Source organism: Rhodococcus sp. NPDC057135 (assembly GCF_042670865.1).
Taxonomy (GTDB): domain Bacteria; phylum Actinomycetota; class Actinomycetes; order Mycobacteriales; family Mycobacteriaceae; genus Rhodococcus_F.
In genome coordinates this window covers 76,322-98,391 of record NZ_JBHUUU010000011.1, presented here as the reverse complement: position 1 = coordinate 98,391, position 22,070 = coordinate 76,322, and the positions used below count along the sequence as shown (strand labels likewise).

The window sequence follows — 22,070 nt, the reverse complement described above, 5'->3', positions numbered from 1 at the left end:
TTGATCGATATCGAAGTTGAGAAAGCCCGGTTCGCCCTCGCGGCCTGACCGGCAACGACCGCTCAGACCCGCAGTGGACATGCGTGAGCCGAAGGAGACATCAAGATGGAAATAATCGACTACCTCAAGATATTACAAGCCAGGTGGCGGATAGTCGCGGTCGTAACCGTGCTCGGAATCCTGGGAGCACTTGGTGCGTCCCTTCTTTCGACACCGATCTACCAGGCCTCGACCCGGTTGTTCGTGTCGACCTCGGCGGGAACCTCGGTCAACGAGGCACTTCAAGGTAGCCAGTTGTCGCAGCAGCGAGTTCTGTCGTATACAAAACTCCTGACGGGTCGAACGCTCGCACAGCGGACGATCGACGAACTGGGGCCGAGAGTGGTCGGCGGGATGTCGGCTGACGAGTTGGCCTCCAAGGTCACTGCAACGTCGGCGCCCGACACTGTGTTGATCGACCTCGCAGTCAAGGACGCGTCACCGGAACTTGCACGCGAGATAGCGAACACGCTCTCGTCCGAATTCGTCGCATTGGCACAGGAACTGGAGACACCCGAGAACGGTGGAACACCGCCTGCACGTGTGGTCGTCGAGCAGCAAGCTCAAGAGCCGACTGTTCCCGTGTCACCCAAGACTTCGCGCAACCTCGCGCTCGGAGCAGTGGCGGGACTCCTGTTGGGGATCGCTCTTGCGCTGATTCGCGATCGTCTCGACAACACGGTGAAGGATCGTCGAACGGTGGAAGAGATCGCGGGTTCGGCGATGGTGGGCACGATCCCGTTCGACAAGGACGTCGAAGTGAACCACGCGATTGCTTTCAGTGAAGGTAATTCCGTGAGTGCCGAAGCGTTCCGTGAATTGCGCACCAACCTTCAGTTCCTCGAAGTCGATCACCCACCTCGCGCGATTGTCGTCACGAGTTCGCTTCCCTCCGAAGGTAAGACAACCACAGCAGTGAACATCGCGCTGGTCTTGGCGGAGGCAGGTAAATCGGTCTGTCTGATGGAAGGTGATCTCCGGAAGCCGCGGGTATCGAAGTACCTGGGATTGATCGGGAGCGTCGGTGTCAGTTCGGTACTCTCTGGTCAAGCGACCCTGGATGACGTGCTGCAGCCGACCGAATTCGCCGGGCTGACCGTGCTGGCCTCGGGGCCGATCCCGCCGAATCCGAGCGAACTGCTCGGCACGGACACGGCCAAACACGTTCTGGAGGAACTGCGGGCGCGATACGACTACGTCATCATCGACGCCTCTCCGTTGCTACCCGTCACGGACGCTGCAGTTCTGGCTGCCATGTCGGACGGCGCTCTGGTGATCGCCCGACACGGCTCCACGAAGCGTGATCAACTGGCGCGCGCCGTCGGAAACCTACAGAGCGTGGGAGCACACGTCCTGGGCACTGTCATCACGATGACGCCGTCTCGAGGCCGTAATGCGTACGAGTACAGCTACTCCTACGAATCGGATAAGTCGCTACCGCAGTTGACCGCGGTGACGTCGCTCAGCCCTCACCGAAGCGAAGTCGGCTGAGCAGCGGGCCCACGAGATCGGCGATCTGAAGTCCGATCTCGTGAAAGAGTCTCTCTTCCTTACCCATCGGATCCGTGACGTCCTCGGGTTCGGTGGCACGAAAACGGGGTCGGGCGGCGGCGAGATCGTCGACACTGCCGGCGTCGGCGAGCGTGGCCAACCGTGCGGCCTCTCGAAGGGTGAAGGTGCGCTTCAGGCGGGTCGGAGCCATCGCCAGGACTTTGTCCCGGTGATTTTCGGTCATCGTGAGAATGAGATCGGCATCCGCAGCCAGCGCCGTCGTCAGACGTCGGGCTTGAAAATCTCCGGGGTCGCCGCCGAGATCCGCGAGAACCCGTGCCGCAGTCGGCTCGATCGGGTGTCCGACCATCGCCCGGGTGCCGGCACTCGAAGCGGTGAATCCGGTGGCCCCGGCTTCAGCGGCGTAGGCACGCGCGAGGCGTTCACCGGTAGGTGATCGGCAGATGTTTCCCGTACAGACAAAGAGAACGTGCATGGCAGAAGCATAGGTCGCAGGCGCGACGCACTCGTCGTACGCCCGATGTTGGTTTCGCGCCCACCTGGCGTACGCGTGTCGGAAAGTTCGGGCGCATACCAACAACACATGAAAATGACCGTGTTCGGAACGGGATACCTGGGGGCGACCCACGCAGTGTGTATGGCCGAACTGGGTCATGACGTGCTGGGAGTCGACATCGACCAGTCCAAGGTCGACAAGTTGTCTCGGGGGGAGGTCCCGTTCTTCGAGCCGGGCCTGACCGAAATGCTCGAGAAGAATCTGGAGTCGGGTCGGCTCCGGTTCACGACGTCCTATGCCGACGCCGCGGATTTTGCCGACATCCATTTTGTCGGGGTGGGGACTCCGCAGAAGAAGGGGGAGTACGCCGCGGATCTGAGTCACGTTCATTCGGTGATCGACATGTTGGCGCCGTTCCTTCGACGGCCTTCGCTGATCGTCGGCAAGTCGACCGTTCCGGTGGGCACGGCTGCGGCTCTCGGCGAGCGACTGCGGGCCACCGCGCCCGCGGGAGGCGCCGTCGAGGTGGCCTGGAATCCGGAGTTTCTGCGTGAGGGGCACGCCATCGCGGACACCCTGAGTCCTGATCGGTTGGTTATGGGGGTTGATCGTGATCGACCGGGAAATGCCGAAGGTGTTCTTCGTGAGGTGTACGCCGAGATGTTGGGTGCGGGGGTGCCGTTCCTCGTGACCGATCTGGCGACATCCGAGTTGGTCAAGGGGTCTGCGAATGCGTTTCTCGCGACCAAGGTGTCCTTCATCAACGCGATTGCGGAGGTGTGCGAGGCCACCGGCGCCGACGTCACGATCTTGGCCGACGCTCTCGGATACGACGCTCGGATCGGCAGGCGGTTTCTGAATGCGGGGTTGGGGTTCGGCGGTGGTTGCCTGCCGAAGGACATTCGGGCTTTCATGGCACGCGCCGGAGAGTTGGGTGTAGACCAAGCGCTGTACTTCCTTCGTGAGGTCGACAGCATCAACATGCGGCGACGCACAAAAGCAGTGGAATTGGTGACGGCAGCCTGCGAAGGCGGTTTGCTGGGAGCTAACGTGTCGGTGCTCGGGGCCGCATTCAAGCCCGAATCCGACGATGTTCGCGATTCGCCTGCGCTGAACGTTGCGGGAATGATGCAGCTGCACGGGGCGGCAGTCACCGTCTTCGATCCGAAGGCGATGGACAATTCTCGCCGACTGTTTCCCACCCTGCACTACGCAACCTCCACGTCAGACGCCTGCAAGAATGCCGATGTGGTTTTGATCGCGACCGAATGGGACGAGTTCGCCTCACTGAAGCCTGGCGATCTGGAACCACTCGTTCGTCGACGCGTGATCGTCGACGCCAGAAATTGCCTCGATCCCGAAGTCTGGCGTGCTGCCGGTTGGAACTATCGCGGCTTGGGGCGTTAGGTCGAGCGTCCAGGTAGCGAAACAGTAGCTGTGATTGGGTGTTCGATGCGACGCGCGAACCTCGCGGCCCATCCCTAGTGGGTAGACTTCCGGCCGGGGAATGACGGGGTCTGCTGACAGGACCCGTCCACGGTCGACGAAGGTGGATCATGAACTTGGTTTTGGGCGTGACGGTGGGAGCCAGCGCTGTGCGTTTGGCGCGCCCGGGGACGCCCGACCACAGCGGTCCGGTGTTTCGATCGAGATCGGTTGATCGGGGGCGGGACGTCCCGGAGGACATCGCTGCAGAAGCGACCCGGGTGGCGTTGTCCGAGAATGCCGAACTCAGCAGCCATACGGTTGTCGTCTACCGCGATCAAGCGCAAGCCGGTGCACTCCAGTCCGCGTTCGAACAGAAAGGCATCGACAACTTCGCGTTGGTGCCCGAAGTATCAGCGACGCTCCGGATGCTCGAGGAACCCGGCGCACTGACCGATCAGAGCACGCTCGTCGTCGTCGACATGGGTAGTTCTGGATCGACGATCAGCGTTGTGGACAGGCATACGAGATCGACCGTCGTGACCGCTCGGTCGACTCGGGTCAGTGGAGACCACTTCGACGACCTCGTCTACTCCGACCAGACCGTGCGTCGCCGAATTGCGACGCCGGCCGACCCGGACGGCGACTCCGAACTGCAGTCGCGATGCCGACTTGCCAAGGAACAGCTGTCCACCCGGAGCGCGGTGTGCCTGCCCGGCCCTGGTGGACTTCTCTTGTTGTCGCGGGAAGTTTTCGATTCATTGGTCGTCACGTCGGTGGAGACTTTCGCGCGAGAAATCCGAGAGGTCGTCGCAACGTCCGGCCGCAACCCGGACGCGATTGTCCTCATCGGCGGCGGCGCGCGCATCCCGATCGTGCGAGCGACTCTCGCGGCGTGGCTGGATTGCCCCGTCATCGCGCCCGAGCAGCCCGAACTGGTGACAGCGCAGGGCGCTGCGCTGATCGCGGAGTTGTCCATGGCGCCGTCGTCACGCCTTGTCGCCGCGCCGGTTCAGGTCCCCGCGGTGGCGCCGATCTTCGCGCCTTATCCGATTCACACACCGGCAGAAGTGCCCGTCCCGGTGCAGGCGTTCAGCCATGGAGGGGTCGCGACCCTTCCCGAATCGGAGCGACCGAAAGCCGTGCCGGAGGTTGCTGTCGAGGCGAAGTCTGTTCCACAGGAACAGATCTCGAGTCCATACGCTGCGGAACTGCCGCAGCCGCGACCGAACCGGCACGAGCAACGATCCGACCAGAGTGCAGATTTTGTCGTCGCTGACAGTGGACCGGCCACGGACGGGTTCGGGGCCGAGCGGGACGCCGATACCGAGGCCGTGATGGTTGACGCCCAGGCGTACTCGGCAGTGCGCGAAGACGAGGGAGTCGGAGCAGGAACCGCACACCCGTCGTGGCTCTCCGGAACCCAGACTGTGGGAACCACGTCCACCGAGCCGAGGAATCCACTGCGTTTTGCAGGCCTCGGGGCGGGTGTGATCGCGGCAGTCGTCATTGTCGGGTTGGGGTTGGGCTATGGAGGAAAGGTCTTCGGAGACTCCGAGCAAGCTGGGCCTGTGGCAACCGAGGTGACCACCCCGGCCCCGACGACCACGACTACTCCGCCGCCGCCGTCCACAACGACGCCGCCTCCGACGACGACCGAGGAAGCCCCACCCGTCGTCGAGGCGCCGCCGGTTGTGCAGGACACCTACGTGCCGCCGGCACCCGCACCTGCGCCTCCGCCGCCCGCGATCTACATTCCCGGACTGCCGCCGATTCTGTTGCCGGTCCTCCCGCCGATTCCTGGACTCTGAGGCCAGGTTTCTCAGCGTTTGGAGTGGCGTCCACCTGAAGTCGAACCGGCTTGGACCGCACTGCCGGGTGGCCGCGCGAGAATCACGGCGATGGCAGTGGTGAGCGGAACCGAAAGCGCCAGAGCTATTCCGCCGACCGCGGACCGTACGATTTCGATCGCGACGGCATCACCGACCAAAACGTCCTGAAGTGGGCGCCCGCTGACACTGAAGAGCAGCAGCAGCGGCAGCGCCCCGCCCGCGTACGCGAGAACCAGGGTATAGACCGTGCTGGCGATGTGATCGCGTCCAACCCGCATCGCACCGCTGAAGACTTTTCGGCGGGACGCATGTTTGTCGAGTTCGGCCAACTCGAACGCCGAGGATGCCTGGGTGATGGTGACGTCGTTGAGAACGCCCAGCGAGCCGATGATGAATCCCGCCAACAGCAGGCCGGTGATGTCTATGTGCTCGATGTACGTCTGAACATTGGTGTTCTGCTCTTCGGACAGTCCGGTGAGATGAGTCAGTTCGATACAGAGGTAGGAGAGAACGGCAGCGAGCACCATCGCGGCGAGGGTGCCCAGCAATGCCGAACTGGTTTTCAATGAGACGCCGTGCGCCAGATAGAGAACTGCGTACAAGATCACCGCCCCGGCGACCAGTGCAACGGGTATTGCAGGCTTGCCGTCCAGTAAGGCGGGGAGGAGAAATCCGACGACAACGCCGAAGGCGATCACCAGGCCGACGAGTGCGCGCAATCCGCGCCACCGCGCAACGGCGATGATGACGACGGCAAACGCGATGACGATCAGCGCCAGCGGGAGTCCACGCGAATAGTCCTCGAAGGAGTACTGCGTATTGCCGTTCGGGTCCGTCTGACGCACGAGTCGAATGTGGTCACCCACGCGAAGGTCCGGCTGACCGGCACCTGGAATGACCTCGAGCAATGTCTTTGTTCCGGCGTTAGGCCCGGATTCGATATCGACGATACTTCGCTGACATTGATAGGCAGAGGTGGGCGGCGGTTGCGGTGCACCCACGAATACCCTTCCGGCGGAGGAGCTTCCGCAGTCACCGAGGTCCTGCATCGTGACCGTGCCCGCCTCGGTTTCCACCGAACTGCCGTCGGCGTTCTGAAACGGGAGCGGGACGGGAAAAGAGTTCTTGTCGGGCCACAGTGCGATTGCTGCCGCGACGACGACCATGCCGATGACGACGAGCAAGCCGATGACGACGCGGGATGCGGTGGGCCCGATCTGGATGGGTCCGCCGTGGCCGTGGCCGTGACTCATCGGAAACGGAGTGTCGGACTGGGGATTTGCACCGGTGCAATGTTATCGGCTCCGAAGCGAATGGTCAGCTTCTGAAGACAGTGTCGATCAACGGCAGTGGCGAACACGGCAGTATCGAACAACGGCCGTGTCGAACAACGGCAGTACCGATCAACGGCAGTGTCGGCACAGGAAATATCCGGGAGAGAAGTACCGGAGAGTGAAACTGGGATTGGTCGAGCTGGGTGGCGGGGAACAGGGGGGGTTGTCCCCGCCACCAACCTGGTATCCACAGGGGGGGGAGGGATACCAGGTGCTCGCGGCACCGAAGTGCTGATAACTAATGTACCCAATTTCAAACCGATTTGGCGCGTTGTCCAACTACCAATTTCACAACGAATCACGTACCGGTTGGACCGTTTTCACATCAGGGCAGGTCACTAAATAGTTAAAGTGTCAATCAAACCGCATGGTTTGCGAAATATGTGACCAAGGTCGCACAAATGCCCCGCCGTTTTACGTTTACGGGGCATTTGTACAACGAATTGTTTACTCGATTTCGCCCGGATTCGACCGGAGAATCTACTGCTTGTAACTGGTGAGGAAGTTGCCGAATCGCTCGATGGCCACGGCAAGATCTCGGGCCCACGGAAGGGTCACGATCCGAAGATGATCGTGGTTCGGCCAATTGAACCCGGTGCCCTGAACCATCAGGATCTTCTCCTGGAGAAGCAGGTCCTGAACCAACTTCTCGTCGTCGTGGATCTCGTAGACGTTCGGATCCAGACGAGGGAACGCGTAGAGCGCGCCGCGAGGCTTCACGCACGAGACACCAGGAATCATGTTCAGTCGTTCCCAAGCGACGTCGCGCTGCTCGAGCAGGCGGCCGCCCGGCAGGATCAGGTCCTCGATGCTCTGATGTCCGCCGAGGGCGACCTGAATGGCGTGCTGTCCGGGAACATTGGGGCACAGCCGCGTCGACGCCAGGAGATCGAGCCCCTCGAGGAAGCCGGCCGCATGATCCTTCGGCCCGGTGATCGCCACCCAGCCGGAGCGGTAGCCCGCGACACGGTAGGCCTTCGAGAGGCCGTTGAAAGTCAGGCACAACAGATCAGGGGCAAGAGTCGCCAGCGAGATGTGCTTTGCGTCGTCGTAGAGGATCTTGTCGTAGATCTCGTCAGCGAGGAGCAGAAGCTGATGCTTGCGCGCCAGATCGACCAACTGCTGCAGAACCTCCATCGAGTAGACCGCACCCGTGGGATTGTTCGGGTTGATGACGAGGAGAGCCTTCGTCTTGTCGGTGATCTTGGATTCGATATCGGCGATGTCGGGATTCCAGTCGTTGGCCTCGTCGCAGAGATAGTGGACGGGGGTGCCGCCGGACAAGCTCGTCATCGCGGTCCACAACGGGTAGTCCGGCGCTGGGATCAGCACCTCGTCGCCGTTGTTGAGGAGGGCCTGCATGGTCATCGTGATCAGCTCGGAAACACCGTTGCCGAGGTAGATGTTGTCGACGTCGAGCTCGGGGAAGCCGGGAACCAGCTCGTATCGCGTCACGATCGCGCGCCGCGCCGACAGAATGCCCTTGGATTCCGAATAGCCCTGCGCATAGGGCAGAGCAGCAATCATGTCCCGCATGATCACATCGGGAGCATCGAAACCGAACGGTGCCGGGTTGCCGATGTTGAGCTTGAGGATCCGGTGCCCTTCCGCCTCCAACCGGGCGGCATGCGCGTGCACCGGTCCACGGATTTCGTACAGGACGTTCTGGAGCTTCGACGACTGCTCCAGCTCGCGCTGCGGCTGACGATGGCGGACGGGTTCTGGTGTGCTCACGAGTTACATGATCCCACCACTGTGCAAGTGCATTGTCGGGGACTGTGCAAGCGCATTGTCGGGGACCGCGTCGCACGACCCGTTGGCTATTGTCGAGCGATGACCCCGAGCGAGCAGATTGCAGCCCCGTACGGATCGTGGACGTCGCCGATCACAGCAGCTGATCTCGCTGCAGGCGGGCACCCCGTCGAGGGCGGACGATACGTCGGCGACGAGATCTGGTGGGCCGAACTCCGGCCGACCGAGAGCGGTCGGACGTCGATTCGTCGGTCTGGTCTCGACAACCAACCCATCGACATTCTCCCCGCGCCGTGGAACGCGCGGACCAGGGTTCACGAGTACGGCGGTGGCGCCTGGACCGTCACGGAGTCCGGGAAGCTGGTCTTCAGTGAATTCTCCGATCAACGTGTGTACGTCCTCGACGGCGTCACTCCGCGGGCTCTGACGCCAGAGCCGGCGTCGCCGGCCGCGCTGCGGTACGCGGATCTGCAGATCGTGAACGGCGAAGTGTGGGCGGTTCGGGAAGCGCACGCTGATGACGGGACGATCACCCGCGACATCTGTGCGATTCCGCTGGACAGCTCCGGTGACATTCGCTCGATCGTCGGCGGCTCCGATTTCCTCTCCTCGCCGAGGCTTTCGCCGAGTGGAACCAAGATCGCCTGGATCGCGTGGAATCATCCCCAAATGCCCTGGGACGGTACCGAACTACGGGTTGCTCCACTCGTCGACGGCGTCGCGCAAGCGTATTCTGTGCTGGTCGGTGGACCCGAAGAGTCTGTCCTGCAACCGGAGTGGATCACCGATGACGAGCTCTATGCGATCAGTGACCGCAGCGGATGGTGGAACATCTATCGCGTCGGCGCCGAGATCACCCCGATCTGCCCGACGGATGCGGATTTCGGTGGGCCGCAATGGCGGTTCGGCGCGCGCTGGTTCGTCGAACTCGAGAACGGACAACTTCTCACCGCACGCACCGTGGGAACCGACACACTGGCGGTACTCGACCCGGCGTCGGGAGAACTGCGCGACATCGCGATCCCTGGCGTCACCAGCATCGGCCTCATGCAGGTCCGTGGAGACCGGCTGCTGCTCACCTCGGGCGGAGCAAAGCTGGCGGGTGCGCTACGTGAATTGAACCTCGGTACCGGCGAACTCGAAGAAATCCGTTCTTCGGTCGAAGAATTGCCCGAGTCCGCCTATCTTCCGGAAGCGCGGGCCGTCGTCGCCCACGGACAGGGGCGAGAAGTGCATGCCGTCGCATATCCGCCGCGCAGTCCGCGATACAAAGGTCTCGACGGTGAACTGCCGCCGTACGTCGCATTTGTTCACGGCGGCCCGACGGCACACGTTGCACCGGCACTGAACCTCGTCTACGCCTTCTTCACCAGCCGCGGAATCGGCGTCGTCGACGTGAATTACGGAGGGTCGACCGGTTACGGACGTGAGTATCGCAACCGACTGCGCGGACAGTGGGGCGTCGTCGACGTGCAGGATGTCGTCACCGCCGTCACCGGGTTGGCCGAGCAGGGACTTGCCGATCCGGCCCGCCTTGCCATCGAGGGCGGATCGGCCGGCGGATGGACTGTTCTGGCCGCACTGACAACTTCCGATGTGTTCGCTTGTGGTGCTTCCTATTTCGGCGTGGCCGAACTGGACCTGTTTGTGCAGGAAACTCACGATTTCGAATCGCGCTACGTCGACGGTTTGATCGGACCGTTGCCGGAATCTGCCGACCTGTACGCGGAACGTGCTCCGCTCAACAACGTCGACGGGTTGAACTGCCCGGTGTTGCTGCTCCAGGGTCTCGACGATCCGATCGTGCCACCCTCGCAGGCGGAGCGATTCCGAGATGCCCTGGTGTCCAAGGGCATTCCGCACGCGTACCTGGCCTACGAGGGTGAATCTCACGGATTCCGCAAGCAGTCGACCATCATCAGCTCACGTAACGCCGAGTTGTCCTTCTACGGGCAGGTACTAGGATTCACCCCACCCGGCATTCCGGCACTGGAGCTGTGGGAGCCGGCTAGTACCTGACCGGCCCGCGCGAGAAGGCCGCCGTGATCCGACCTGCCACGACCGACGGAGTCGACAGGTCGGACCAGGTCCACCTCGCGACCTGCCAACCTGCGTCACGGAGCCGGTCTTCGCGGAGTTTCTCGTTCCAGAGCACGTCCTCGGCGCTGCGACCGGCGGGCACCAGTCGGCCGTACTTGATGCGACCGTCGAACTCTCCGACAGTGCACTGTTCACGCCACAGGAAGTCGACGCGACCGACCAGCCCGCGAGCGTCGTGGATTTCGACCTGTGGCTCGGGGAGCGGCAAGTGCTCGCGGATGAACAGCGCGAGGCTGCGTGATTCGCCGACGCTTTCGATACGGGAGTCCATCGCAGCGAGGGCGTGGAGCGCGTGTCGATGTCGCGGGTGGTTCGGGCTGAGCGCAATCGAGTCCGTAAGCGCTTCCGTCGTCAAAGATGACCGGTGCAGTGCTGAATTACCAAGCACGAGAGCCTGTTCGAAAGGCAGCACTCTGGCGAGATCGGCAACGGTGCGAGCCGGAGTCGTGACGCGCAGACCATCGACTTCGGTGATCTCGTTGTCCGTCAGCGATGTCGAGTGCACGTGACGTCGAGCGGACTTTCGGCCACCACCTCGCCGGTTCCGGGACAGGTGGACGACCTCGAGCGGAGTGTTCCAGAGTTCGAAACCGTGCAGAACCGCAGCCGAGATGTGGCTGACAGTGGCACCGGGTGAAGCGGCGCAGGCCACGGCCTCGGTCCGCAATCGATGTCGTCCGTAGGCGTCGAGGCGGGACAGGTGGCCGCTGTCCACGTACGCACCACGATGGATTCTCGCCCAGGTTCCACTGGCGCAGGCCTGCCGGATCTCGGCATCGGTGCGACCGATCGAAAGTTGGTCCGGCCTGCGGATGATATGTGCCTGTTCCCCCATGTCGATCGATCTTGGTGCACGTGGCGACGAGAGGGAAGTGCTGATCCGGAGGTTGTGGATAAGTTCGAGTGAGCACCACTTGTCCACAGTGCGAACCGGTTTGATCCCGTTGGAGGGGGTGTTGAGTAGACGGAAACGGTGGCCGGTTCTCGACGTTGCGCCCGGGTGTTCCTTGCGTTCGGAGCGTTCGCGTGCCACGCTGTAGAACTATGACTACAGGAAAGGCGGACACCGCCACCGTCGCGTGAGCGCCGCACCGATTCGCTCGTCGGGATCACGTCGAGCGACATTGCCCGAGAACTTCAATCTCTTCGATGAAGACAGTCTGGCCCTGGAAAAGATCCGCGACGTTTGGCTCGAACGCGGATTGTGTACTCGTCCAGCTGATCGAAACACCGCAGAATCCTCTGTCGCGCAACTGTATCGGCGGTCCGGACTCCCGAAACCGGAGTTCGTCTGGGTTTCGTCTCCCCGTGCCGGTTCGGATCTGATCGTCACCGAAGGACTGTCGACCAAGATGTCCTTGGACGGCACCGGACTCGACTGCGCATCTGGGTATATCGCGAGCATGTTTGCGGCATCGCGCCGACGCATGGACGCGCGAATCGAATGTCGGAGAACTGGCTGGCAGATAGAACGCCGGCAGAGGGAGCGCCTGATCAGGGCGTCCGTTTGGGAATCGTTGCACACCACGCTGTTCGACGGCGTCGCAGCTGCGATACGAACGATGTTGACCCCGGTGGCCGGCAGGGTGACCTGGTACGGACAGCAAGAAGCCCATCGAATCGCGTACTACGACACGTTCCGCCGATATGGTCTTGCGACATTCGAGTCGGAAGATCGTGAGCTTCTGGACGTGCAAACGGCGCTGGCTGACTCTACCGGGTGGTGGTGGGCGTTCGACACTGTGTGCATCATGGCTGAACGACCCACTGCCTTACATGCCGAACCGATTCCGGGCAGCGCGCAGGGAGCGCGGCGGTTGCACCATTCTGATTCCCCCGCAATCGAATTCGACGACGGCACAAATGCGTTCGTTCTGCACGGGGCGATCGTTCCCGACTGGGTGGTGCTCGACCCGACCGCCGAACGGATCGCGCAGGAGCGCAATGTCGAGATCCGCCGATGTGCGATCGAGCGCATCGGCTGGGATACCTACATCGAGATTGCCGGACTGACACTGGTCGACGAAACTGACGATCCCGGCAATGCAGGTTGTCTCCTTCAGCTCTACGCGTCACCGGAAGGCTGGGGCCGAAGTGGGCGAATCCTACTCGCGGTCAACGGCTCTCTCGAACGCGATGGGCGTCGGCGGCGATACGGACTTCACGTAACGGGATGGTTCACGTCCGCGATGGATGCCGCCGGATGGACCTACGGCATCACCGGTGCCGACTATGCACGCCTCGTTCGCCGAACCTGAACGTCAAACGCACCCCAACCTCAAACCCCAGGTGATACTTATGAACTCGAACATGACCTTGTCCGCTCTTACCACCCTCACCGGCCTCGATGTCTTCGACTATCTCGACAAGGAAGTGTCCATTCCTGTGGTCGACGGTCTTCAGGCACAGGGCGATCTCATCGTGATCCCGTTCTCGCTGCTTGCAAACATCGTCGCGCCTCTGCCGTGGACTCGATCCGTGAACGTTCCGCTCTCCGGAGTGGAACTGCTGCGGAGCGCGGCGGGCGGGAACCCGCACAGCTTGGTTGCAGACGCAGGGGAGTGCACCTGGTCGACACCGGTGAAAGATGCTCGGGGCCTTGCGCTCGGCGTGCTCGACACCCGGGTGACCGCGTACCTCATCCATCCGGAGCACGGCGCGACCGGCATCGCTCCGGGGCGTTACGTCATCGGACGGCAGCAGGAAAGGGGTGTCGGGCGGGCGCGTGGTGCGGTGATGCTTGTCGCTGATTGACACGCCGACCTCGAGTTGGCGGGGGAGTGAGCACCACTTGCGTAGGGCGAGCACCGGTTTCCGCGTGCTGCACGGTGTGTTGGGTCGAGGGAAAGGGTGTTCGGTCGGCTAGGCGCTCCCATACAAATGCGAATGCCCCCACCATGACGGTGAGGGCATTCGCAGGTGGTGCGTCTACTTCTTGCGGCCGGGAGCCTTTGCGCCGGCCTTGAATCCGAGTCCGCCTGCCTTGGGGGCGGGCGGCGCGGCAGCAGGTGCCGGAGCTTCCGCGGGTGCGGACGCCTCAGCAGGTGCTTCGGCAGGTGCTTCTGCCTTCACGGGTTCGGCCTCCGCAGCCGGTGCCTCCGCAGCCGGTGCCTGCGCTGCCGGCGCCGGGGCTGCAGCGGGGGCTGCCTTCCGAGCACCGGGAGCCTTTGCACCCGACTTGAATCCGAGTCCGCCGGCCTTGGCGACCGGTGGAGCCTTCGGGGCTTCCGCCTCAGCGGCCGGAGCCTCTGCAGGTGCAGCAGGTGCAGCGGCGGGTGCTTCGGGCGCAGCGGCAGGTGCTTCAGAAGCAGGGGCTGCCTTCGCGCCAGGCGCCTTGGCCCCGCCCTTCATCTGCAGTCCCTTGCCGCCGGGAGCCTTGGCGCCGGACGCCAGGCCCAGACCCTTCGGCTTGGCGACGGGTGCAGCAGCTTCGGGTGCAGCAGCCTCAGCAGCGGGAGCTTCCGCTGCCGGTGCGGCCGCAGCCTTGGCTCCGGGTGCCTTGGCGGCGCCCTTCATCTGCAGTCCCTTGCCACCGGGAGCCTTGGCTCCGCCCGCAAGACCGAGACCCTTGGGCTTTGCCGCCGGTGCGGCGGGTGCTGCGGCTTCGGCAGCGGGAGCTGCGTCGGCTTCGGCAGGAGCTGCCTTCTTGGCGCCGGGAGCCTTTGCCCCGCCCGCCATTCCGAGTCCCTTGCCGGGTGCCTTGGCGCCGGGAGCTTTCGCTCCGGGTGCCTTGGCAAGGCCCTTCATGGCAAGGCCCTTGCCGGCGGGCGCAGCCTTGGCTTCCGGCGTCGCGGCTGCTTCCTCGACTTCGGCGACCCGATCCTGCTCGACGGTTTCGGCCTTTGCCTCAGCAGCGACCGGTGCCTTCTCCCGCGGGATCACCTTGATGTTCTCGGTGAGCTTGGCGGGTTCGAGGCGGGTGACGGAGTTGAGCATCAGCTGTGCGACATCGACAACCTCGACGCCTTCGCCCTGGCCTTGCTCCTGGCGGGCAGTGACGCCGTCGGTGAGCATGACGCGGCAGAACGGGCAACCCGTGGCGATCTTCTTGGGGTTGGTGGAGAGCGCTTCGTCGACGCGGTCGACGTTGATGCGCTTGCCGATGTTCTCTTCCATCCACATGCGGGCGCCACCGGCACCACAGCACATGGAACGTTCACCGTGACGCGGCATTTCGACGAGCTTGGCGCCGGAGGCTTCCATGAGTTCACGAGGAGCGTCGTAGACCTTGTTGTGGCGTCCGAGGAAGCACGGGTCGTGGTAGGTGACGTCTTCGCTCACGGATGCAACGGGAATCAGCTTCTTCTGGCGCACCAGACGGTTGAGCAGCTGGGTGTGGTGCACGACCTCGTAGTCGCCGCCCACCTCCGGGTACTCGTTGCCGAGGGCGTTGAAGCAGTGCGCACAGGTGACGACGATCTTGCGCTTCTTTTTCTCGATACCGTCGAAGACGGAGTTGAGCATCTCGATGTTCTGCATCGCGAGCTGCTGGAACAAGAACTCGTTGCCGGCACGACGAGCGGAGTCGCCGGTGCAGGTTTCGTCGGCGCCGAGAACCATGAACTTCACTCCCGCGGTGGCGAGGAGCTCGGCAACGGCCTTGGTGGTCTTCTTGGCACGGTCTTCGTAGGCACCGGCGCAGCCGACCCAGAAGAGGTACTCGTAGTCCTCGAAGCTGTCGGCATCCTTGCCGAAGACGGGGATCTCGAAGTCCATCTCGTTGATCCAGTTGAGACGGTCCTTGGAGTTCTGACCCCAGGGGTTGCCCTTGTTCTCGAGGTTCTTGAACAGGCCGGCGAGCTCGGAGGGGAACTCCGATTCGATGAGGACCTGGTAGCGACGCATGTCGATGATGTGGTCGACGTGTTCGATGTCGACGGGGCACTGTTCGACGCAGGCGCCGCAGTTGGTGCAGCTCCACAGGGTTTCGGCGTCGATGACCGGGGCCATCTCACCTTCGACGGTCTCACCGACGAGCTTGCGGTCGGCCTCGAGTCGAGCGGCTTCCGGGATCGCGGCGAGGGCGGCTTCCTTGACGTTGCCTTCGGCGTCGACGAGACCGATCTCGTCGCCGCCCATGTCCTTGCGTCCACCGGCCAACAGATACGGGGCCTTGGCATAGCCGTGGTCACGCAGCGACATGATGAGCAACTTGGGGGAGAGCGGCTTTCCGGTGTTCCACGCGGGGCACTGGGACTGGCAACGCCCGCACTCGGTGCAGGTGGTGAAGTCGAGCCAGCCCTTCCAGGAGAAGTCTTCTATGTTTCCGGCGCCGAGGGTGTCGGTGTCGGGGTCGACGTTGTCCATGGTGAGGGCTTTGCCCTTGGACATCATGGGCTTCGCGGCGCCGAGGGCGACGGTGCCGTCGTCTTCACGCTTGAAGTAGATGTTGAAGAACGCCGAGAAGCGGTGCCACGCGACGCCCCAGGTGATGTTGCGGCCCACGATCGCGAGCCAGATCATGCCGGTCATCAGTTTGACGAACGCGAACACCGAGATCATGACGGGGCTGGCGGGAAGCAGTTTCGCGACCTGCATGGTGAAGAAGTCGGTCCACGGGTTGGCGTGGCCGTAGGTCGCGATCTTGCCGGCCTTGACCATGATCATGCCCAGGCCCTCGAGCAGGACGATGCCTTCGATGACGTAGGCAGCCTTGAAGTTGGAGCCGCCGAAACGGGACAGGCGCGCGGGCAGACGCGGGTGGTTGAGCTGACGGATCACGATCAGCGTGGTGATACCGATGACGGTGCCCAGGCCGAGGATCTCGTCCCACAGGTGCCACGCCCACGTGTTACCGAAGATGGGCCAGTGGAACTCGGGGTTGAACGTCTGGCCGTAAGCCTCGAACCACAGCAGGAATCCGCCGAGGAAGCCGACCATGACGAGCCAGTGGGCCCAGCCGACGCTGCGGAACTTGTTCATGCGCGTGTGCGCGATGAACTCGATGATCATCTGCTTGAAGCGAGGGAAGAACGGGCGCCATCGATCGGGTGCCGACTGGCCGATGCGCACGGTGTTGAACATCCTCAATGCACCTGAGAGGAAGATGTACCAACACACCAAGCTCAGCAGTGCACCAATCGTGCCCAACGTAATCGTCAGGGCATTCATGTCGCGGCCTTTCGTTTCAGGGCGACGCGTCGGCCACCTCGGGACAGCCCACTGATACTAACCTGCGTTATGTTACCCGCCAGTAACTAGCATTACCAGCCTGTAGGTACCGGCTGGTAACCGCTCGTGGCCTGGAGAGATCAATCTTCTGCGTCCGACGGGCTTGGCCAGACGCAGACATGTCTGGTCGTCACGTTAGGCGGTGCCCATCAGGTGTCCATCTGTCAGGCAGCCCTAACTCGGGTTCCGAGCAGGTGAGGACAACCGACCGGCTGTTATCGTTACGCCCGTCACGCACAGGGGAAACGGGTGGTGTGAGTCATCGACTTGCGCCCGCCCGATCCCGGGGAGGATTGAAAATGTTCATTCGTAAAGCTGCGGCCGTCGCAGCGATGACCATTGCCGCTACGGGCATCGCTGCAGGTACTTCTTACGCAGCTCCGGAGAGGTCACCCGACGTTTCTTACACCGCCGAGGTCGTCGACCAGGCTGTCGTCACCACCATCGATGCCGGGGCATTCCGCGTATCCGGTGACGGAACACACGTCGACCTGCAGAACAGCCAGGGCGCAACTCTCGTGAGCCTGCCGCTCGCGTTCAACCTCGGCGACGTTCAGTTCCCGTTCGACGAGACCATCAGTGAGGACGGCAAGACCCTCACCCTCAAGCCGAACCTGGATCCGGCCAGTTCCAAGCCGAAGCCGGTCGCTGCCGAGTTCACCCCGGTCGCTTCGCCTGACGAGGATCAGAAGGCCATCGAGAAGTTCCAGTCACAGCTCGGGCTTGCCACGCAGATCGGTAGCCTCACCGGCACGATCGTCGGGGCGGTCATCGGTTGCATCGTGGGTCTGGCCGGCCTGGTCGTCGGCTGCCTGCCCGGCTTTGTCACAGGGGCCGGTATCGGTGGAGTCGCCGGTACCATCCTCGCCGGCGGCGGAACCGCCGTCGTCGCGGGCTTGGACCTGATCAAGGTTCTGAACGCTCCGGCTGGAACAACTCTCTTCCAGTAGAACGTCACGAACGCCGAAACGGGCGCCACACCTTCAGAAGGTGTGGCGCCCGTTTTGCTGTCTCGAGGAATGCGTGTGATCAGTAGTCGCGAACCTTCAGGCCTGGGTTGGCGGCGAGGATGTCGTTGATCGGCGTCGCGTACTGCGTCGGTGCTTCCTGTCCGAACAATGTCTCGGCCTGAGCGATCTCGCACAGGGGAGAGGTGGCGACGTTGGAGGCACTCGTGATGCCCACTGCCAGCGTTCCGGACACGATGGGGCCACCGCTGTCACCCTGCAGGACGCAGATGTTGGTGGTGAAGCCGTTGTCGAGGGTGTGATCCAAAACCTTGGCGACGCGGTTGACGCCGGTGACGACGCCGCAGCTGAAGCCTGTGGTCGACCCTGCCTTGCAGACCGGGGCTCCCACAACAGGATCGGCGGTACCGGTGATGTTGACCGAGCGGTTGAACGGGACCCGCACGCTGTTGTTCTCGAAGCGGTACTTCGCGTTGTCGTCGATGTTGATGATCGAGTAGTCGCGTCCGTCGAAGCTGCTCTTGGCGAAGTTTCCGACCCGGGGTCCGGTCTGGTTGTTCACCATCGGGAAGACCTGGCTGGAGTTCGAGGTGCCGGCGGCGGCGCGGTTGGGATCACAGTGGCCGGCGCTGATGTTGACCGTGCGTCCTGAACCGTCGGTGCCGTTGAAGCCGAACGAACAACGCAGCCCGGTGTTGCCGGAGGTTGCGCCGAAGGCGTCTCCGCCCAGTGCGGCGTCGCCGGTGGCGGATCCGGTTGCGGGGATGAGGTCCGCGACGATCGGGGGAACCAATAGCGGAGCAGCGGTGTGCACAACTGTCCGCTGCAGGAATTCAGGCAATTCGATGCCGGCGGCAGGATCGGCCGTGAGGGCGACTCCGTTGCCGACTACGTCGACGGCAATGCCACGCACGAGGTCAGCGACCTCGGCAGGCTGCGAATCGAGCCACGTGTTGAGCGCCGAGAGCTGACCCTGCAGAGCCTGTTCGCTCTGAGCGACGTCCTTGACCTCGAAGCCTGCCTTCTCGGCGGCCTCGCGGGCGGCGTCCTTGTCTCGACCGTCAGCGAGAGCGACGACGCCCTTGCCGAGGTCGTCGAGCCAGACACCGGCAAAGGAGTCGGGGAACTGGACGCGCGCGATGGCGGCGAACTCGGCGAGCTTCTGCGCGAGCTCGGAACGCGAGACGAACTGGTCGGGCGTCAGCGCCAAGTCATGCTGTAGAGCTTCGGCGAGTTCGACGGGCAGATGGGCTGCCTGATCGGATACCCCGGATTCGTTCGGTTCTGCGTTCGCGACCGCGGTAATCGGTCCGAGGAGCAGCAGCGCGGCCGAACCGAACACTGCGGCACGACGTGCGATGGAGCTTCGCATGAGGGCCTTTCCACTTCGTTGACCGCGTACCACCCCCCTGGGAGCACACGGATACGGCTCACGGACTTGTGGTGAGCCGATCACAGTCGACCATGACTATATGGGTTCGAACGCACTAATCCCACCCGTTACACAAGCGCGCAGCGGTGACTCCGACCGCCGACAACACTGTGCCCGCCGATCGAGAAACGGATCGGCGGGCACAGTGAGTAGCTCAGGGCTTGGTCAACCCGCAGTGCGAACGCGGATTCCGGAACCGACACCGCCACCGGATGCGCGATCTGCCGCGTCGAGAATGTCTCCGACCGGAATACCGAGATTCGAGGTTCCACCCGAGGTTGCCAGTACCAGGTTCGCTTCGTTGCAACTGGGGGCGCCGCTGCTGTTCGAGCCGCTGGTGATGCCCAGCGCCAAGGTTCCGGAGACGATGGCGCCGCCACTGTCGCCGGCGAGGGTGCACGCGGTACCGGCGAAACCGCGGACGGTTCGCGAATCTCCGTCGGCCATGACCAGCTGTGTTTCGACTCGATCCGCCGCCACGACGCCACAGGTGAAGGACGACGTCTGGCCCGACTTGCAGATGGGGGCACCGATCACGGGACGTGCTGTTCCGGTGATCGCGAGGGTGGTGCCGTTGGCGCCGCGGACGGCAGCGCGATCGAGGCCGGCGTCGATGCCCGACTGGTCGAACTTGATGACCGAGTAATCGAGATCGCCGGCGTTGTTGCCGACGGAAGACTGTGAGAAGGCGCCAATCAATTGACTGTCGTCGACGTTCGCGTGATTCGGCAGGTAGACCGGCGACTTCGAACCCTCGGCCGGATTGCAGTGTCCCGCACTGATATTGAGTGCGTTGTTCTGATTGTCGACGGCGTTGAACCCGAACGAGCAGACCGAGATGTTCTCGGTCGGCGTCTCGCGAATGGGGCCCGTCGACGTGATGTACGTGTCGCCGCCGAGTGCCCGGGGATCAACCGATCCGCCACCGTCCGGGCTGAGAACGATCTTGGTGTTCTCGAGCAGGGTCGGAAGATTGAGCGCCTGCCCGACGGGGCTGTTCGCGACGTCGATGACAACCTGGTTGTTCAGGACGTCGATAGTCGCCGAATTGACTGCGCGTGAAATTTCCTTGGGCAGCCCGGCAATCCATCCGTTGACGTCGGCCAGTGTCTTCTCGAGAGTGTCGGCGGAGACCGGGGCGACGTGCGTGCGGTAACCGTCGTCGGCGGCGATGCGTGCAGCTTCGGTGGTGGTGACGGCTACGACGGGTTGACCGTCGAGTCCCATCCACGAGCCGGCGTAGTCGCCGGGGCGCTCGGACTTGAAATCCTGGGCGTACGCACCGAGCTCCTGAGCTTTGGCAGCGCGGTCCAGATACTCCTGCGGGGAGATCTTCAGATCGCGTGTGATCGCCTCGACGAGCTCAGCCGGAAGCTGGTCGGCTTCGAGCTGTTCGACATGCGTGTCGGAGGCGGGCTCTGCCGATGCTGTCGTGATGAATGGAGCTGCGAGCAGTAGTGCCGAGGCGCCGACCACAGCGGTGCGGATCGCCAACGAGTTACGCATGAAATCCCTTCAAGTCCCCGGCACCGAGCCGGTAGGTACCGCACCCACCATAGGGGAAAAGTTTCGAGGAGGAATGTGCGCCTCCTGTCGAACAGTTGAATCCTATTGTCTAACCGGGCATTCCGGGTCTCGGGGCCACCGGCATTGCGGGCATGTCGGGATTCGGAACCGCCGGATCGGTTGTGTCGGTCGGGTTGGAGGGCTGTGTCGGCGTCGTCTGTGTATCAGTGGGGTCGGTCACGGTGGGAGTGTCCGGGGTAGCCGGATCGACCGGATCCAGCGGTCTGACGACCGGCGGCAGGTTCTCGATCCGAAGTGGGTCGATCTGCACGGTGATCGGCGATCCCTGCTGCACGGGGGCGTTCGCCGTTGTCGATTTCTCTGCACTGGCGCGCGGACTCTCCGGCGTGGGCTGGGATGCGGATGAGGTCGGATCCGCTTCGGATGACCACCACTGCGCCGTCGGCGGCGCGCCGAGTGCGGGTACTTCCGGCGGGAGCGAGGTCGCTGATTGCGAAACCGCACCGGACGGACTCGCCGCGGTGGCGGGAGTGGTGCCGGGGGACAAGGGAGATTGTGCGTCGAGAATCCCGGGTGCCGGAACTGTCGGGGTGTGTCCGATGATGACTGCTGCCGCACAGCCAGACACCGTCAGAAAAACTGCGGCGGCTGCTGCGGCGATGATCGGTCGGCGCTCCGACTGCCACTGACGACTGCGCCAACTGTCGACACTCGCTGCTTTCGTGACCGTTGCCTCCACCTCGGATTCCGGCTCCGGTTCGATCAGGATGAACGGCGGAAACTCCTCGGGGGTCTCCTCCGGCTCGGAAAGAGCGGTTGGCTCGGGTTCGGAACTGGCATCGAATTCGGAACAGACATCGGATTCGGAACGGCCAGTGGTGATCGAGAAAGGCGCGGCCAACGCCGCAGCTCCGCGAGCCGCACTGTCGTCGGCATCCGGATCCGCGAGCCAAGCCGCGGAGGCGTCCTCTTCCGGAATCAGTTCGACGCCGTCGAGATCCATGCTGTCGAGTGCGACGCGCAGTGCGTCGACGGAATCGCTCGACCAACCCGCGGGAATCACTGCAGAGATGTCCAGGTTGTGTTCGGTGAGTGCGCGGACCTCCTTGACCAGGCAATACATGGCCGTCGCTACGAGTTCTTCCCCTCGCGTCATGTGCTCGGAGAAGTTGTCGGTATCGTCAGTTCCGACCCTGTCGAGGAACCCCCGCAACCCGGCGGAACCCGTCGCCGTCTCACCTAGCTGCACGGTGCCGTCAGGGGCGTGGTGCAGCACCGATTCGCGTTCGAGGGTCACCAGCTCCGAGTCAGGTTTCGCGATCGCAGCAATGCTTCGTTTATTGCCGACGGCGAGTCCGACTCCCCAATTCATAACGATCCCCGTTTCACAGTTACCGAACTTTGCTCGGCATGCATGTCCTGATTCCTGTGAAAACTATCACTTAAACGGATATACGCAACCCTCCGGACAATATTCAGCTA

At 63.1% G+C, this 22,070-nt stretch carries 15 protein-coding genes; 7 read left to right on the top strand and 8 right to left on the bottom strand.

Annotation, left to right across the window (positions count from 1 at the left end; genetic code table 11):
* The first annotated feature begins 105 nt into the window (after positions 1 to 105).
* Positions 106 to 1,530 carry a polysaccharide biosynthesis tyrosine autokinase gene (locus ACFT1A_RS21005; protein WP_378448586.1) on the top strand — a complete coding sequence of 475 codons (1,425 nt, stop codon included), beginning with the start codon at positions 106 to 108 and terminating at the stop codon, positions 1,528 to 1,530.
* Here the strand turns inward: ACFT1A_RS21005 and ACFT1A_RS21000 are convergent.
* A complete protein-coding gene (locus ACFT1A_RS21000) occupies positions 1,502 to 2,026 on the bottom strand; it encodes a low molecular weight phosphatase family protein (protein WP_378448585.1) in 525 nt (174 codons plus the stop codon). The two genes, ACFT1A_RS21005 and ACFT1A_RS21000, sit on opposite strands and share 29 nt — an antisense overlap.
* Before the next feature lie 108 nt (positions 2,027 to 2,134).
* Between ACFT1A_RS21000 and ACFT1A_RS20995 the strand changes: the two genes are divergently transcribed.
* Both ACFT1A_RS20995 and ACFT1A_RS20990 read left to right on the top strand, forming a co-directional pair.
* Positions 2,135 to 3,454, top strand: coding sequence for a UDP-glucose dehydrogenase family protein (locus ACFT1A_RS20995; RefSeq protein ID WP_378448584.1), 1,320 nt, complete (start codon positions 2,135 to 2,137; stop codon positions 3,452 to 3,454).
* Between the two features lie 149 nt (positions 3,455 to 3,603).
* Positions 3,604 to 5,283 carry an Hsp70 family protein gene (locus ACFT1A_RS20990; RefSeq protein WP_378448583.1) on the top strand — a complete coding sequence of 560 codons (1,680 nt, stop codon included), beginning with the start codon at positions 3,604 to 3,606 and terminating at the stop codon, positions 5,281 to 5,283.
* 11 nt (positions 5,284 to 5,294) lie between these two features.
* On the opposite strand, the gene ACFT1A_RS20985 is transcribed toward ACFT1A_RS20990, so the two are convergent.
* Entirely contained in the window at positions 5,295 to 6,557 is a 1,263-nt protein-coding gene (locus ACFT1A_RS20985; RefSeq protein ID WP_378448582.1) for a YibE/F family protein, read from the bottom strand.
* A 561-nt stretch (positions 6,558 to 7,118) separates the two neighbouring features.
* On the bottom strand, positions 7,119 to 8,372 hold the full coding sequence (locus ACFT1A_RS20980) for a pyridoxal phosphate-dependent aminotransferase (protein WP_019747413.1): 1,254 nt from the start codon (positions 8,370 to 8,372) through the stop codon (positions 7,119 to 7,121).
* A 99-nt stretch (positions 8,373 to 8,471) separates the two neighbouring features.
* Here ACFT1A_RS20980 and ACFT1A_RS20975 point away from each other — a divergent pair, with 99 nt between their 5' ends.
* The gene (locus ACFT1A_RS20975) at positions 8,472 to 10,409 is read left to right on the top strand and encodes a prolyl oligopeptidase family serine peptidase (RefSeq protein WP_378448581.1); all 1,938 of its coding nucleotides are present in this window, start codon (positions 8,472 to 8,474) and stop codon (positions 10,407 to 10,409) included.
* Here ACFT1A_RS20975 and ACFT1A_RS20970 read toward each other — a convergent pair.
* The gene (locus ACFT1A_RS20970; protein ID WP_378448711.1) at positions 10,399 to 11,325 is read right to left on the bottom strand and encodes a hypothetical protein; all 927 of its coding nucleotides are present in this window, start codon (positions 11,323 to 11,325) and stop codon (positions 10,399 to 10,401) included. The genes ACFT1A_RS20975 and ACFT1A_RS20970 overlap by 11 nt on opposite strands.
* Before the next feature lie 244 nt (positions 11,326 to 11,569).
* Between ACFT1A_RS20970 and ACFT1A_RS20965 the strand changes: the two genes are divergently transcribed.
* Both ACFT1A_RS20965 and ACFT1A_RS20960 read left to right on the top strand, forming a co-directional pair.
* Positions 11,570 to 12,748: a DUF6745 domain-containing protein gene (locus ACFT1A_RS20965; protein ID WP_378448580.1), complete on the top strand. Its 1,179-nt coding sequence runs from the start codon at positions 11,570 to 11,572 to the stop codon at positions 12,746 to 12,748.
* Positions 12,749 to 12,788: 40 nt separating this feature from the next.
* The gene (locus ACFT1A_RS20960) at positions 12,789 to 13,244 is read left to right on the top strand and encodes a hypothetical protein (protein ID WP_378448579.1); all 456 of its coding nucleotides are present in this window, start codon (positions 12,789 to 12,791) and stop codon (positions 13,242 to 13,244) included.
* Between the two features lie 174 nt (positions 13,245 to 13,418).
* On the opposite strand, the gene ACFT1A_RS20955 is transcribed toward ACFT1A_RS20960, so the two are convergent.
* Positions 13,419 to 16,601 carry a (Fe-S)-binding protein gene (locus ACFT1A_RS20955; protein ID WP_378448578.1) on the bottom strand — a complete coding sequence of 1,061 codons (3,183 nt, stop codon included), beginning with the start codon at positions 16,599 to 16,601 and terminating at the stop codon, positions 13,419 to 13,421.
* A gap of 359 nt (positions 16,602 to 16,960) precedes the next feature.
* Between ACFT1A_RS20955 and ACFT1A_RS20950 the strand changes: the two genes are divergently transcribed.
* Positions 16,961 to 17,611, top strand: a complete 651-nt coding sequence (locus tag ACFT1A_RS20950) for an ammonium transporter (protein ID WP_378448577.1) — start codon at positions 16,961 to 16,963, stop codon at positions 17,609 to 17,611.
* Between the two features lie 79 nt (positions 17,612 to 17,690).
* Here ACFT1A_RS20950 and ACFT1A_RS20945 read toward each other — a convergent pair whose 3' ends face one another.
* The 3 genes from ACFT1A_RS20945 to ACFT1A_RS20935 form a co-directional block, all read right to left on the bottom strand.
* A complete protein-coding gene (locus tag ACFT1A_RS20945; RefSeq protein ID WP_378448576.1) occupies positions 17,691 to 19,001 on the bottom strand; it encodes a S1 family peptidase in 1,311 nt (436 codons plus the stop codon).
* Positions 19,002 to 19,226: 225 nt separating this feature from the next.
* Positions 19,227 to 20,567 (bottom strand): S1 family peptidase, encoded by a 1,341-nt coding sequence (locus ACFT1A_RS20940; protein WP_347871605.1) that lies wholly within the window; start codon positions 20,565 to 20,567, stop codon positions 19,227 to 19,229.
* 109 nt (positions 20,568 to 20,676) lie between these two features.
* Entirely contained in the window at positions 20,677 to 21,960 is a 1,284-nt protein-coding gene (locus ACFT1A_RS20935) for a hypothetical protein (protein ID WP_378448575.1), read from the bottom strand.
* Between the last annotated feature and the right edge of the window lie 110 nt (positions 21,961 to 22,070).

Bases quoted from the DNA above. Each gene is read 5' to 3' on its own strand.
- ACFT1A_RS20945 (WP_378448576.1), bottom strand. From the start codon at position 19,001: ATGCGAAGCTCCATCGCACGTCGTGCCGCAGTGTTCGGTTCGGCCGCG.
- ACFT1A_RS20995 (WP_378448584.1), top strand. From the start codon at position 2,135: ATGAAAATGACCGTGTTCGGAACGGGATACCTGGGGGCGACCCACGCA.
- ACFT1A_RS20940 (WP_347871605.1), bottom strand. From the start codon at position 20,567: ATGCGTAACTCGTTGGCGATCCGCACCGCTGTGGTCGGCGCCTCGGCA.
- ACFT1A_RS20960 (WP_378448579.1), top strand. From the start codon at position 12,789: ATGAACTCGAACATGACCTTGTCCGCTCTTACCACCCTCACCGGCCTC.
- ACFT1A_RS20975 (WP_378448581.1), top strand. From the start codon at position 8,472: ATGACCCCGAGCGAGCAGATTGCAGCCCCGTACGGATCGTGGACGTCG.
- ACFT1A_RS20985 (WP_378448582.1), bottom strand. From the start codon at position 6,557: ATGAGTCACGGCCACGGCCACGGCGGACCCATCCAGATCGGGCCCACC.
- ACFT1A_RS21000 (WP_378448585.1), bottom strand. From the start codon at position 2,026: ATGCACGTTCTCTTTGTCTGTACGGGAAACATCTGCCGATCACCTACC.
- ACFT1A_RS20935 (WP_378448575.1), bottom strand. From the start codon at position 21,960: ATGAATTGGGGAGTCGGACTCGCCGTCGGCAATAAACGAAGCATTGCT.
- ACFT1A_RS20990 (WP_378448583.1), top strand. From the start codon at position 3,604: ATGAACTTGGTTTTGGGCGTGACGGTGGGAGCCAGCGCTGTGCGTTTG.
- ACFT1A_RS20955 (WP_378448578.1), bottom strand. From the start codon at position 16,601: ATGAATGCCCTGACGATTACGTTGGGCACGATTGGTGCACTGCTGAGC.
- ACFT1A_RS21005 (WP_378448586.1), top strand. From the start codon at position 106: ATGGAAATAATCGACTACCTCAAGATATTACAAGCCAGGTGGCGGATA.
- ACFT1A_RS20950 (WP_378448577.1), top strand. From the start codon at position 16,961: ATGTTCATTCGTAAAGCTGCGGCCGTCGCAGCGATGACCATTGCCGCT.
- ACFT1A_RS20970 (WP_378448711.1), bottom strand. From the start codon at position 11,325: ATGGGGGAACAGGCACATATCATCCGCAGGCCGGACCAACTTTCGATC.